Origin of the sequence: Streptomyces sp. ASQP_92, assembly GCF_025399895.1 — a bacterium.
Classification (GTDB): Bacteria; Actinomycetota; Actinomycetes; order Streptomycetales; family Streptomycetaceae; genus Streptomyces.
Map to the genome: position 1 here is coordinate 108424 of NZ_JAODUA010000015.1, position 13579 is coordinate 122002.

The window sequence follows — 13579 nt, forward strand, 5'->3', positions numbered from 1 at the left end:
TCGAATGCTGGTGGAACAGGGGGCTTTCAGGAGGTGGTCAGGGCGCGCAGATGGTCGCGCAGTCCGGCGCCGTACGGGGTCGCGGTGCCGTCGTAGGAGGTGATCAGGGCCGGGCCCGCCGAACAGTCCCAGGTGTTCCAGGTCCAGCCCAGGTAGGAGGCGCCCCTGGCGTCCAGCCAGGCCATGGCGCGGTCGATGTAGGTGTGGCCGCAGTCGTTCTCGCCGATCTCGCCCGCCACGAGCGGCACCCGGGCCAGGACGGGTGCGAGGGTGGAGCTCCAACAGGACTCCGCGGCGCAGGTGTTGAAGTTGTATCCGTGCCAGGCCGCGCCCAGGTTCCCCGTTGGGTCGTGCGGCTGGTAGGTCAGCCACCGGCTCAGGTCGTTGGCGTACGCGAGCCCGCCCGCCAGAACGGTGTTGGTGGCGCCCGCACCGCGTACCGCGTCGAGCAGGTCCTGCATGCCGGCCACCTCGTAGCCGATGCCGGGGCAGGCGCCGCCGTCGCGCCAGCAGCGCCAGGCCGCGGCCGTGTCCGGGGTCGCGCGGTCCGGATAGGGCTCGTTGAACAGGTCGAAGACCACCGCGGGATCGCCCTTGAAGGTGCCGGCGACACCGGACCAGAAGGCCGGCGCGTACTGGGCGTCCGGCATCGGCTTCTGGCAGGTGGCGTGGATGTCCTGGCAGGCCGAGGAGTTCCCCGCGTACACGCCGTGGCTCCAGTGCAGTTCGACGAGCGGGGTCATGCCGTGCGCCTCGACGCGTCGCACCACGTCCTGCACGGCGGCGATGTAATGGGCCCCGCCGTACTCGGACTTGACGTTGTCCAGACCCAGCCAGCACTCCTCGTTGAGCGGGATGCGCACCGTGTTGGCGCCCCAGTCGGCGATCGCCTTGATCGCGGTGTCGTCGACCGGGCCGTCGAAGATGCCGTAGCCCTGCACGCACATGAACTCGCCGCCCGAGCGGTTCACACCGAGCAGCCGCCGGCCGGTGCCCGACGCGTCGATCAGTTGATTGCCGGACACCCTGAGGGCGGGCGCTCCGCCGGAGCCCGGGGGCTGGGTCGGCCCCGAACCGGTGTTGCACGCAACGCCGTTGAGTGTGAAGGCCGTCGGCGCCGGATTTGCGCCCGACCAGGAGGCGAGGAAGCCGAGCGTGACGCCCGCGCCCGTGGCGAGCGTCCCGTTCCAGCTCTCGTTGACGGCACTGACCGCCGCACCGCCGGACTGGGACCACTGGGCGCCCCAGCCCTGCGTGAGTCTCTGCCCGGCCGGGAAGTCGAAGCCGAGCCGCCAACTGCTCAGCGGAGCGGCGTTGTTGGTGACTTTCACACTGCCCTGGAACCCGCCGTCCCACTGGCCCGTCACGGCGTACTCCACCGTGCAGGCCGGGGCGGCCGCGGCCGCCTGGAGGGGCGAAGGCGCCAGGAGGCCGACGGCCAGGAGCAGGCCGCCGAGCAGAAGGGGAACAAGGCGCGGGGGGTGTCGCATGAGCGACTCCTTGCAGCTCGGGCGTGCTTGACGCACGTCGACTGAATGGAACCGCTCCCACTGGTTGGTTCGGAGGTTAGCGCCCAACTGCCGTGTGTGCCAGGGCACTTGTCAAAGTCTTCAATCGAAAGAATTCGATGTGCGAATCGCGGAGCCACTCTTGACAGCTCCTCGCGCCTCCACCACTTTGGGAGCGCTCCCACTGGTTCAAAGCTTGCGCACAGCACCGCGTCCCCCGTCGCCGAGCCGCTTGGAGTGACCCCCACATGCCTTCGCGCACCAGACCCCGACGCGGCCTCCGCCGCAGGCTCCTCATGTACGCCACAGCGCTCTCGCTGCCCCTCGCGGCGAGCGTCGTCGAGGCGGGCCCCGCCGCTCACGCCGCCTCCGTGCAGTGCGGTGTCGACTACCAGGTCAACGACTGGGGCTCCGGCTTCACCGCCGCCCTCACCCTCACCAACCGCGGCTCCGCAGCCCTCGACGGCTGGACGCTGACGTACGACTACGGCGGCAACCAGCAACTGTCCAACGGCTGGAACGGCACCTGGTCCCAGACCGCGAAGACGGTCACGGTCAAGGCCGCCGACTGGAACAAGACCGTCGCCGCGGGCGCCGCCGTCACCACCGGCGCCCAGTTCACCTACAGCGGCACCAACACGGCGCCCACCTCCTTCGCTGTCAATGGCACCCCGTGCACCGGCGCCCACCAGCCGCCCGTCAGCGTCCTGACCAGCCCGGCACCGGGCGCCACCTACACGGCAGGCGACCCGGTGCCGCTCGCCGCGACGGCGGCCGCCGCCGACGGCGCGTCCATCGCCAAGGTCGAGTTCTACAGCGACACCACCCTGCTCGGCACGGACACGACCGCGCCCTACACCCTCTCCGCGGCCGGGCTCGCGGCGGGGGACTACTCCCTGTATGCCAAGGCGTACGACAGCCTGGGCGCCTCGGCCGAGTCCGCGCCCGTGGGCATCCATGTCACCAGCGGCCCCGCCGTGGTGGCCTCGCCCACCCAACTCTCCGTCCAGCAGGGCAAGTCGGCGACGTTCGACGTGAAGCTGTCCACGCAGCCGGCCGCCAGCGTGACCGTGACGACCGCCCGCACCTCCGGCCAGACCGGGCTCTCCCTGACGTCCGGCGCGAGCCTGACGTTCACCCCGTCGAACTGGAACACCGCGCAAAAGGCCACGGTGACCGCCGACGCCACCGGTACCGGCGCGGCCGTGTTCGCGGCAACGGCTCCCGGCCACACCAAGGCCGAGGTCACCGCCACCGAACTGGCCGCCTCCAAGACGTACGACGCGCGCTTCCTCACCCTGTACGGGAAGATCACCGATCCGGCGAACGGCTACTTCTCGCCCAAGGGCATCCCGTACCACTCGGTGGAGACGCTCATCGTGGAGGCCCCCGACCAGGGGCACGAGACCACATCGGAGGCCTACAGCTATCTGACCTGGCTCCAGGCCATGTACGGCAAGGTGAGCGGGGACTGGTCCAAGTTCAACGGGGCCTGGGACATCATGGAGAAGTACATGATCCCCACCCACGCGGACCAGCCCACCACCTCCTTCTACAACGCCTCCAAGCCGGCCACCTACGCCCCCGAGGGAGACCTCCCCTCGCAGTACCCGGCGCAGCTGGACCCCTCGGTCCCGGTCGGGAACGACCCCATCGCGGGTGAGCTGAAGAGCGCGTACGGCACCGACGACATCTACGGCATGCACTGGCTGGAGGACGTGGACAACGTCTACGGCTACGGCAACGCCCCCGGTGCCTGCGAGTCCGGGCCGGGCGCCGCGGGGCCGTCCTACATCAACACCTTCCAGCGCGGCCCCCAGGAGTCCGTCTGGGAAACGGTGCCCCAGCCGACCTGTGACATCTTCAAGTACGGTGGAAAGAACGGGTACTTGGACCTGTTCACCAAGGACTCCTCGTACAGCAGGCAGTGGAAGTACACCGACGCCCCCGACGCCGACGCACGCGCCGTGCAGGCCGCCTACTGGGCGGATGTGTGGGCCAAGCAGCAGGGCAAGGGCGCCTCGGTGGGCGCGACCGTCGCCAAGGCGGCCAAGATGGGCGACTATCTGCGCTACGCCATGTACGACAAGTACTTCAAGCAGCAGGGCAACTGCGTCGGGCCGACCACCTGCCCGGCCGGCAGCGGCAAGAACAGCTCCAGCTATCTGCTCTCCTGGTACTACGCCTGGGGCGGCGCCACCGACACCTCGGCGGGCTGGTCCTGGCGCATCGGCTCCAGCCATGTGCACGGCGGCTACCAGAACCCGCTCGCCGCGTGGGCGCTGAGCTCGAACGCCGACCTCAAGCCCAAGTCGGCGACGGGAGCGGCCGATTGGAGCACCAGCCTCAAGCGGCAGCTGGAGTTCTACCGCTGGCTCCAGTCCAACGAGGGCGCCATCGCGGGCGGCGCCACCAACAGCTGGCAGGGCCGGTACGCGACCCCGCCGGCCGGCACACCCACCTTCTACGGCATGTACTACGACGAGGCGCCCGTCTACCACGACCCGCCCTCCAATCAGTGGTTCGGCTTCCAGGCCTGGTCGATGGAGCGGGTCGCCGAGTACTACCAGCAGACGGGAGACACGGCCGCCAAGACCGTCCTCGACAAGTGGGTCGCCTGGGCGCTGTCCAAGACGACGGTGAACCCCGACGGCACCTACCGCATCCCCGCCACCCTCCAGTGGTCCGGCAAGCCCGAGACGTGGAACCCGGCCGCTCCCGGGGCCAACGCGGGCCTGCATGTCACCGTCGCCGACTACACCGACGACGTGGGTGTCGCCGCCGCCTTCGCCAAGACCCTCACCTACTACGGCGCCAAGTCGGGCAACACGGCGGCGAAGACGACGGCCAAGGCGCTGATCGACGGCATGTGGAACCACGACCAGGACGCCCTGGGCATCGCGGTCCCCGAGACCCGTACCGACTACAAGCGGTTCGCCGACCCGGTGTACGTGCCGAGCGGCTGGACCGGGACCATGCCGAACGGTGACACCATCGACTCGGCCTCCACCTTCTCCTCGCTGCGCTCCTTCTACAAGAACGACCCGGCCTGGTCGAAGATCGAGACCTATCTCGCGGGCGGCGCCGCGCCCGTCTTCACCTACCACCGGTTCTGGGCCCAGGCCGACATAGCGATGGCCATGGGCGCATACGCGGAGCTGCTCGAATAGCGGGAGTACCAGCTCCGTGCCCCGGTCCGTCCGGCCCGCCCCGCGCGGACGGACCGGGGCCTTCCCGTGCGAAGGGGGCGCGAGTCCCTTCACACGGGTCGCGGCTTCAGCCGGCCTTCCCCGCCCCCGCTCCCTTCGCCACGATGCCCGGCACCGAGCGCGCGTCATCCACATGGGTGCGCAGCGTCGGCGTCCAGCCGGCGCCGGAACGGAGCGCCTCGCCGGGCAGTTCCGCGTTGTGCACGGCGATGAGGTCGACCGGGCGGCCGTTGACGTAGTTGCCCGTGGCGGTGAGCGGCGCGTCACTCCACTTCTTGAGGACGCTCGCCGCGGACACCCCGCCGGGAAGCGTGAACGCGTTCTTCTCCGCGACGAGTTGGGACTGGTAGCCGATGCCGAAGACGTACTGGTACTTCTGGCTCCCGGTCACCGTGTACAGGTTGTTGTACGCGTCCACCTGGCCGAACCGTACGCGCGGGGCGCGCTCGACGATGCCCGCGAAGACGTTGTGATGCAGGGTGACCTTCAGCTTGCCCGCGTCGCTGGCGGCGGCCCCGTCGCTGTTGCCGATCATCAACGTCTTGTCGTGCTCCTTGAACGCGTTCCAGGACACGGTCACGCGGTCGGCGCCCTTGACGATGTCCAGCTCGCCGTCGTGCCGCTCGTAGATCTTGCCGAAGTAGGAGGGCAGGGTGCTGTCCGGGTGGGCGCCGTCGGTGAAGGTGTCATGGTCCACCCACACATGAGTGGACCCGTAGACGACGGCGCTGTCGTACTCGGAGTTCCACGCGCCCGTCTTGTTGTCGTCGGTGGGGTCCCACTGCGGGAAGCAGTCCAGCGGGCTCTCCAGGGTCAGGTTGCGGACGATGACGTTGTCGACGCCCTTGATCTGGAGGCTGCCGCCCACGATGCCGGCGTTCGCACCGATGCCGACGATGGTGGTGTTGGACGGCACGTTCGCCTCGATCACCGGCTTCTGGCGCGCGCCGGAAGCCGCGCGCAGGTCCTCCTGAACTCCGCTCACCGGCCGGTCGTGGCCCCACACCGCCGGGTCATAGGCGGCGAGGTATTGGGCGAAGTCGTAGCCCGGCGCGGCGAAGGCGGAACAGCCGGAGGCCGCGGCGTTCAGGGTGCCCCGCACCTTGATGATCTTCGGTGCGTCGCCGCCCTTCTTCAGGGCTGCCTTGAACGCGTCCCAGGTGGTGACCGTGAAGACATGGGCCGCGTCGGCGCGCGCGCCGCCGGTGGTGCCGGAGCCCGCCGACCCCCAGCCGTCCCCCGCGGGAAGCGTGTCGCGTCCCGTGTCGCGGCTCTGCGCCTGGGCGGATCCCACGGCGGACGTCAGCGCGAGCACCAGCGCCGCGCACGCGGCCACCGCCGCCGTCCGGTGGACGCGAGTCGTGTGCGTGTGTGTCATAGGGCTCTCCTCATCGAAACGTCACGGGTCGAGGTGCCGGGGGCCAGGTGATCCAGGACGCCGGGACGGTCTCGTCCAGGCGCCGCAGGTCGTGGGGCGTGAGCAGGTGTGCATCGCGCAGCCCCCGGGCCACCAGGCGTGCCACGGCGATCGCGCCGGGCGGGTTGAAGTGGGTGTTGTCCTGCTCGGTGGCGGTCCAGTTGAAGTACTTCTTCGTCTCCTCCACGCCGAGCCGTCCCCACAGCGCCAGCGACAGGGCCTGGACGTCCAGCAGGGGAGCGGCCATCCGGCGGGCCAGCGCCCGCATCGCGGCCGGATAGTCGCCGTGCGTGGGCAGCGCCCTGCCGCCGGCGTCGAACTTCCGGCGCTCCACGGAGGTGAGGAGCACCGGTCGCGCCCCGTGCGCCCGTGCCCCCTCGACGTACTCCCGCAGCCGGTCCTGATAGCTGGACCAGGGCTCGGTGTAGCGCGTCGGGTCGTCCTTCTTCTCGTCGTTGTGGCCGAACTGGACGAGCAGGAGATCGCCCGGCCGGATCACCGTGAGGATCGCCGCGAGGCGCCCCTCGTCGATGAAGCTCTTCGAACTCCGGCCGTTCATTGCATGGTTGACGACAGCGATCTCCCGGCGCAGAAAGAACGGCAGTGCCATGCCCCAGCCGGTCTCCGGGGCCGCGTCGGCATACTTCTGGGCGGCGGTCGAGTCCCCGGCGATGTGGAGCGTCGGCGTGCGGCGGGGCGTTGTGGGAGCCGCGTGGGCGGCTCTGCCGGTCGCCGCCGTGAGGGCGAGGGCACCGGCAGCGGCGAGCGCGCCCCGGCGGCCGGGTCCCGGCGCCGTCACTGGTTCTGCTTCTTCCACTCGGCCTGCGCCTTGTCGAGCTGGTCGGCGAGGGAGTCCAGGAAGTCCTTCGCGGAGGTCTTGCCGAGCAGGACCTTCTGGAACGCCGGCTCGTTGGCGGTCTTGGAGATGGTGTTCCAGTCCGGCAGGTAGTACGGAAGCTGCACGATCTTGGTGCTGCCGCTGTTGAGGGCCTCGGCGGCCAGCCGCGTCGGCTCAGCCTTCTGGATCCACGGGTCCCGCGCGGCGTCGGTGTTGGCGGGGATGGCCCCCGCCGACTCGTTCCACTTGCTGTTGGCCTCGTGCGACGCCGCGAACTCGATGAACGTCCAGGCGGCCTTCTTGTTGCCGCTCGACCTGAAAAGGCCCAGTCCGTCGACGGGGTTGGACACCTGCACCCGGGTGCCGCCATCCGTCGTCGGGTTGGGCAGACCGCGGAACTTGTCGGCGCCGAGCGCCTTCACATGGTCCTTGTAGGAGCCCAGATTGTGGTAGAGCATGCCGATCCGGCCGTTGTCCCACTGGGCGACCATCTTGGTGAAGTCGTTGTTCACATCGGCCGACGGGGTGGCCTTCTTGTAGAGACCGGCGTACTTCTCCAACGCCACCACGTTCCGGGGGTCGTTGACCGTCGTCTTCGTCCGGGACTGGTCCCAGAACGAGGTGATGCCGCTCTGGCCGTACATGGCGTCCAGGGCCTGGGCGATGGACCCGGCCCCGCCCCGGATGGTGTAGCCGAACTGGTTCTTTGCGCTGTCGGTGAGCTTCGCCGCGGCTTCGTAGAACTTCGTCCAGGTGGTGGGGGCCGGGAGGCCCGCCTCGCGGAACAGGTCCGTGCGGTAGTACAGGACGCCGTTGCTCGCCGATGTCGGCACGGTGTACAGGTCCTCCCGGCCGCCCGCCACCTTCACCGACTCGACCATGCCCGTGTTGAGCTTTCCATTGAGGGCCGCGCTCAGGGCGACGCGGTCACCCACCGGCTCCAACGCGTTCTGGCTCACGATCCCCGCCAGCATGGCCGCGCCCACCCCGCCCACATCGGGCAGGCCGCCGCCCTGGATGGCGGTGTCGTACTTGGACTGGACGGACGCGGCGGGAATGCCGACGTACTTGACCTTGATGTCCGGGTACTTCTTCTCGAAGTCCTTGATGATCTCCATCCAGATGTCACGGCGGACCGCCGTGTTGTTGTCCCAGAAGGTGATCTCACCCTTGCCGCTGCCTTCGCCGCCCCTGCCCCCGGCCGTGCCGCTGCCGTCGTCGCCGCAGGCGGTGGCGGTCAGGGCGAGTACGGTCGCGAGGCTTGCGGCGACGGCCGCCCCGCGGGCTCTGCCGTGGCTCGTGCTGCTCCTCATGGATCGGCTCTCTTCCTTCGAACGCGTCTGGGATGTCAAGGCAGTTGACGCCGCTGCGGTGCCCAGCCGTCGGAGCCGGCCAGGTAGTTGGCGACTTGGTGAACGGCCGCGTCGGCGTCGCTCATCTGCGGCCGGTCGGCGGTGCGCCCGGCTCCGGGCCCGTAGTTGCGGTACTCGGTCAGGCGGGCGTCCTTCCAGGAGAAGCCGCTCATGTCGGCCCAGGGCGAGGACTTGATCGCCGCCGGGAGTTCGCTCTCCCGGATGAGGACCTGCGCCACGGCGTTGGGCTCGCCGCCCGGGTGCCACGGCCGCCCGAGGTGGAAGGAGTGCGCGGGGGCGTCACTGATCACCTTCGAGCCGGTGATGAGGATCCCGTACCGGTTGTTCTTCCAGGTCGAAGCGGCCGTCAGGTAACCGTTGTTGGAGGTGGAGCCGCGGCTCAGCGCCTTGATGGTGGAGTGTTCGACGACGGTGGTGGCCCGTCCGTAGATGAAGTCGACGTCTCCCTGGATGAAGGAGTCGCGGATGTAGACCCTGCTGATGGCGTCGAGCTTGGGGCTGTCCGTCATCAAGGTGTCCTGGTTGCCGAGGAACGCCGTGTTCTCGAAGACGATCCGGTCGCCCGTGGTCTTCATCGCGAGCGCCTGCTCGCCGGTGTAGTCGTGCGCGGCCTCGTCGAAGTCGTTGCTGAAGGTGAGGTTGCTCGCGGTGACGTCGTTCGCGGCGATGCGTACGGTGGCACTGCCGTCGGAGCCGCCGAACTGTGCGGGGGTGTCGAAGACGATGAGCGCGTCCGAACGCCGGGCACCCGTTCCCTTCAGCGTCACATGCGGCTTGGTGGACGGGATGAACACCTTCTCCCGGTAGGTCCCGGGGGCGATGGCCACCGTGATGTGCCGTGTGTTGTTGTCGGGTACGGCGTTGATGGCGGACTGGACGGTCGGGTAGGTGCCGGGCACGTTCAGGACGGTGCCGGCGGCAGGGGTGGACCGCGGCCCCGAGGCGAAGGCGTGCGAAACGGTGTCGAGCGAACCGGTCGCCTCGGCCGTCAGCGCCCGGGCTTGATGGGGCGCCAGCGCGGTGAGTCCGAGCGAGGCCACGGCGGCGGTCGCGACGGTGAGGGTGCGCAGGCCTGGGCGCGGACTGCGGCCGGGTGCGTTTCGGGGGTGATGCATGGTGTCTCCCAACGGGTGTACGGAGCAGAGGACTGTGCGGGCTGAGGGTTCGCGGAGGGCGCGCCGAGGCAGCCGGGTCATCGGTTCAGCCGGAGGTCGCCGAACGGGGCCGTCCCTGCCGCACCCGTACGCGCCCGCGAGGACCGCGCGCCTGGCCTGGCATGTGCGCTCATGTGCTCACCGCCTGAACGGCCAGCGCCCGCGCCGGACCCGGGCCGAGCCGCCCGTCCGCCACGACCGTGACCACTCGGCGTGCGACGGACCCCCCGGGCTCGATGGCGAGCCGTCGAGCGGAGGCGAGGGAGGAGCCGACGCCGGGGTACTCGGCGGCGCGCACGAACCACGGGTCGCGCCGGGTCTCGTCGGTGGCCCCCGCGAAGACGAGGGTCCACCGCCTTCCCGCGAGCGCCAGCCAGGTGGCGGGCGACCCATGTGCGGCACGCTCTCCGACGGCGTCCGATGTGAACACCTCGGGGGCCTCCTCCTCCGTGGGAGCACGCCAGAAGAAGCCTCCGTACGCGGCGCCCGGACGGCCGTTGGTTGCCGGGCTGCCGAGGGTGACCGTCCTCGCGGAGGGGTTGGTGAGGAGGAAAGTGAAGTCCAACGCCCAAGCCGATGAGCTCAGTTGGGCGGCAAAAACCGTGCGGTGCTCACGCAGCAACTCGTGGGCGCCGGCCCGCCACGAGAGCTCTTCGACGAAGCCGTCGGCCCCGCGCCGCTCGATGGACTCGCGATGCTGGGTTCCGTGGTTGTCGAGCTCGGTCGGGCCCCGGCCGCGTACATAGGTGCGGCCGCCCCAGAAGTTGTGCCCGTCCACGTCGGGCACGGCCACCGAGACCCCCGTGTGGTGGGAGTGGTCGGCGGGACGGTACTCGGTGACGACGGTGCCGGCGAGGGTGGTGACCGGATGGAGGAAGGGGCGTGGTGACATCCGCGGCGCGTCCAGGGGGTGGCTGGTGTATCGCGCGACGGGACATCCGGAACAGCTCAGCGTGAGGGACGAACTCCCCGTATCCACCAGCGCGTTCACTGCTCGTCCAGCTCCCCGCGGGTGCGGGCCCAGGGCGCCCCGAGCGCGCCGAAGCCGCTGAGTGTGTCGGCGGACGCGGCCACCAGACCGTCGATACCGTGCACCACACGACGCACGGCCCCCTCCCCGTCCGTGACGCGACTCCAGGCCTCCGGGGGTAGACGCGCCGGCTCGGGAGCGTCGCGTACCGCCTCGACGACCCTCATGAAGGCGGCCGTCACCGGCAGCGGAACCAGCAGCGGCGCGCGGCCTTCCAGGTGGTCGAGGAGGTTGTCGAGGAGGTCGGTTCGGCCGTGGAACGATTCCTGCGGGCCGTGTCCCGAACGCTGCACCAGGACGCGGTCCTGCTTGTACCAGAAGGTGATGCGGCCCCGGCTCCCGTGCACCACCACATACGGCTCGTCCGGGTGCCCGGCACACAGGGTCGCGGCCACCCCGATCCGGCGGCCCGCCGTCGTGGTGATGCCCACATAGGAGGTGTCGTCGGCCTCGATGTCGTGCGCGCGGAACAGCTCGGTTTCGATCGCCGCGATGTCCCCGGCGCCGGTCGAGCCGTCGAGGGCGAGCGCGGTGGCGACAGCATGGGCGAGCGGGTTCGTCAGGACGCCGTCGACGACATCGCCGCCGTTCAGACGGCGGTGCCCGGCCCAGGGCGCGCGGCGGAAATACGCCTCGTCGCGCGTCCAGGCGCCCGCCGCGCCGATGCCGAGGACGTCGCCGACCACGCCGTCCGCGACCAGGCCGCGTATCGCGCCGATCGCGTGCGAGCCGAGTGACTGGAAGCCGACCTGGGCCGCGATGCCCGCCGCCTCGACTCCGTCGGCGAGCCGCTGGAACTCCGCGTACGAGGGAGCGGGCGGTTTCTCCAGGAGAAGGTGCGCGCCTTGGTCGGCGGCGGTCAGGGCGAGGGCGGTGTGGGTGTGGATCGGCGTGCTGACGACCACGACACGGGCGCCCGTGGAGCGGAGCAGCGCGGCGAGGTCGCCCGACTGCTCGGGGGCGCCGAAACCGTCGAGTTCGGGGCCGGACAGCGGGGTGAGTTCACAGATCCCGGCGAGCCGGACCCGGCCGCTCAGCGCGAGCCGGCGGATGGTGTCCAGATGCCTGCGGCCATGGCCGCGCGCCCCCGCGAGGACCAGCGGGACCGGCTCTCGGCGGCGGGTCATCCCTTCACCGCCCCGGCGCTGAAACCGGTGACCAGCCACCTCTGGATGAAGGCGAAGACCAGGACGACCGGGAGGGCCGCGATGACACCGCCCGCGGCGAGCGCGCCGAGGTCGACGCTGTCGGCGCCCATCAAGGTGGCGAGGCCCACCGGGATCGTCTGCTTGCTCTGGTCGCTGAGGAACATCAGCGCGAAGAGGAAGTGGTTCCAGCTGTGCACGAAGGCGAAGGACCCCACGGCGATCAGGCCGGGACGCAGCAGTGGCAGGACCACCGCGCAGAAGGCCCGCAGGCGCCCGCAGCCGTCCACCCAGGCGGCTTCCTCCAATGAGTACGGCACGTTCTTGATGAAGCCGCTGATCAGGATCATGGAGAGCGGAAGCTGGAACACGGCCTCGGCGATGATGACGCTGCCCAGGGAGTTGATCATCCGCAGATCGGCGAAGATCTGGAACAGCGGCACCAGCATCAGCGCGCCGGGGATGAACTGCGAGCACAGCAGGATGAGCATGAAGCCGCGCTTGAACCGGAAGTCGAAGCGCGCCAGAGCGTAGCCGCCGGCGAGCGCCACGAGGGTGGTGAGGAGCATCGACAGAGCTCCGACGATCAGGCTGTTCTTGAAGAAGAGCGCGAAGCTCCGCTCGTTCCACACCTTGCCGAAGTGCTCCAGCGTCAGCGGCCAGGGCACCAGCGAGGAGGAACCCGTGGGCCGGAACGCGAAGAGCAGCATCCAGTAGAACGGCACGAGCGTGAACACGAGATACAGGCCGAGGGGCAGGTAGATGTGCCGGCGAGGCACCTCGTCCCACGCCCGGCGCCGGGACGGGCGGGCGGCCCGGCGAGCAACGGGTCTATGGGCAGCGGGAGTTGGGGCGGCCGTCGTCTCGGCCTCCTTGGTGATCACTTCTCCTGCCCCCCGAACTTGCTGAGCCGCAGATAGACCATCGAGCAGAACAGGAGGATCACGAAGGCGATCGAGGTCAGCGCCGAGGCGTAGCCGAAGTCGTGCGAGTCGACGGCGATGGAGGCGATGCGCAACGGCAGTGTGGTGGTCTCGCCCGCGGGTCCGCCGCCGGTGAGCGTGTACAGGAGGTCCACGTTGTTGAACTCCCACACCGCCCGCAGCAGCGTGGACAGGACGATGGCGTCCTTCAGGTGGGGCAGGGTGATGTGGAAGAACTGCCGCAGCCGTCCCGCGCCGTCGACCTCGGCCGCCTCGTACAGGTCCTTCGGTACGGACTGGAGGTCGGCGAGGATGAGGATCGCGAAGAAGGGGACGCCGCGCCACAGTTCGGCGGTGACGACGGCGGGGAAGACACTGGCGGTGTCGGAGAGCCAGGACGCTCCGTAGGTGCCGATGCCCGCGTCAGCGAGGTAACGGCTCACCCCTGTCTGGGAGTTGTAGATCAGCATCCAGATGGAGGAGGTGAGGACGCCCGAGACCGCCCACGGCGAGAAGACTAGGGCGCGGGACAGCGCGCGACCGACGAACGTCTGGTTCACGACGAGGGCGAGTCCGAGGCCGAGCAGGAGCTGGAGCACGACCTGGACGACGACCCACTGGAGGCTGAAAGCGAGGGTGTGCCAGAACTCCGGGTCCTCGGTGAACGCCTTCGTGAAGTTGCCGAAGCCCGCGAACCCGTTGCGCCACGGCTTGGTGGGGTTGAAGTTCTGGAGGCTGTAGTAGAAGACGCTGAGGACGGGGTACGCGATGAAGCCCAGCATGAGCAGCGCGGCCGGCGCGATGAGCAGATAGGGCAGTCGTCGCGGGGTGGCTCCGGTGCGGCGGCGGTTGCCGGGCCGCTGTGGCGGCGGCTTGGCCACGGCGACGGCTTGAGCCATGACGGGACTCCGTTCTCCAGGGCGTGGGCAAGCAGTTGCCGCACGTTGTTCGACATGTCGAACATGAGGGGGTGGGGGCGGTG

General features: G+C 69.8%; 9 protein-coding genes and 1 pseudogene. 1 reads left to right on the top strand and 9 read right to left on the bottom strand.

The genetic code is table 11. From position 1 onward, the window contains the following. Positions 1-26: 26 nt before the first annotated feature. Complete coding sequence (locus N4G70_RS27125; protein WP_261715350.1) at positions 27-1490, bottom strand: cellulose binding domain-containing protein; 1464 nt, start codon at positions 1488-1490, stop codon at positions 27-29. Positions 1491-1756: 266 nt separating this feature from the next. On the opposite strand from N4G70_RS27125, the gene N4G70_RS27130 reads away from it, so the two are divergent. After that, entirely contained in the window at positions 1757-4678 is a 2922-nt protein-coding gene (locus N4G70_RS27130; RefSeq protein ID WP_261715351.1) for a glycoside hydrolase family 48 protein, read from the top strand. A gap of 106 nt (positions 4679-4784) precedes the next feature. Here N4G70_RS27130 and N4G70_RS27135 read toward each other — a convergent pair whose 3' ends face one another. The 8 genes and pseudogenes from N4G70_RS27135 to N4G70_RS27170 form a co-directional block, all read right to left on the bottom strand. Further along, positions 4785-6095 (bottom strand): polysaccharide lyase family 1 protein, encoded by a 1311-nt coding sequence (locus N4G70_RS27135; RefSeq protein ID WP_261715352.1) that lies wholly within the window; start codon positions 6093-6095, stop codon positions 4785-4787. A 10-nt stretch (positions 6096-6105) separates the two neighbouring features. After that, positions 6106-6933, bottom strand: coding sequence for a rhamnogalacturonan acetylesterase (locus tag N4G70_RS27140; protein ID WP_261715353.1), 828 nt, complete (start codon positions 6931-6933; stop codon positions 6106-6108). Further along, positions 6930-8285: a sugar ABC transporter substrate-binding protein gene (locus N4G70_RS27145; protein WP_261715354.1), complete on the bottom strand. Its 1356-nt coding sequence runs from the start codon at positions 8283-8285 to the stop codon at positions 6930-6932. Before N4G70_RS27145 ends, N4G70_RS27140 begins: the two co-directional genes overlap by 4 nt. A gap of 35 nt (positions 8286-8320) precedes the next feature. Then, positions 8321-9259 (bottom strand): annotated as a pseudogene (locus tag N4G70_RS27150) (pectinesterase family protein); the annotation flags it as partial. Positions 9260-9629: 370 nt separating this feature from the next. Continuing rightward, entirely contained in the window at positions 9630-10478 is an 849-nt protein-coding gene (locus tag N4G70_RS27155; RefSeq protein WP_261715422.1) for a PmoA family protein, read from the bottom strand. An 8-nt stretch (positions 10479-10486) separates the two neighbouring features. Then, positions 10487-11656: a Gfo/Idh/MocA family protein gene (locus N4G70_RS27160; RefSeq protein ID WP_261715355.1), complete on the bottom strand. Its 1170-nt coding sequence runs from the start codon at positions 11654-11656 to the stop codon at positions 10487-10489. Then, positions 11653-12558: a carbohydrate ABC transporter permease gene (locus tag N4G70_RS27165; RefSeq protein ID WP_261715356.1), complete on the bottom strand. Its 906-nt coding sequence runs from the start codon at positions 12556-12558 to the stop codon at positions 11653-11655. The genes N4G70_RS27160 and N4G70_RS27165 overlap by 4 nt, the downstream gene beginning before the upstream one ends. Further along, positions 12555-13496 carry a carbohydrate ABC transporter permease gene (locus tag N4G70_RS27170; RefSeq protein WP_261715357.1) on the bottom strand — a complete coding sequence of 314 codons (942 nt, stop codon included), beginning with the start codon at positions 13494-13496 and terminating at the stop codon, positions 12555-12557. The genes N4G70_RS27165 and N4G70_RS27170 overlap by 4 nt, the downstream gene beginning before the upstream one ends. Positions 13497-13579 lie beyond the last annotated feature (83 nt).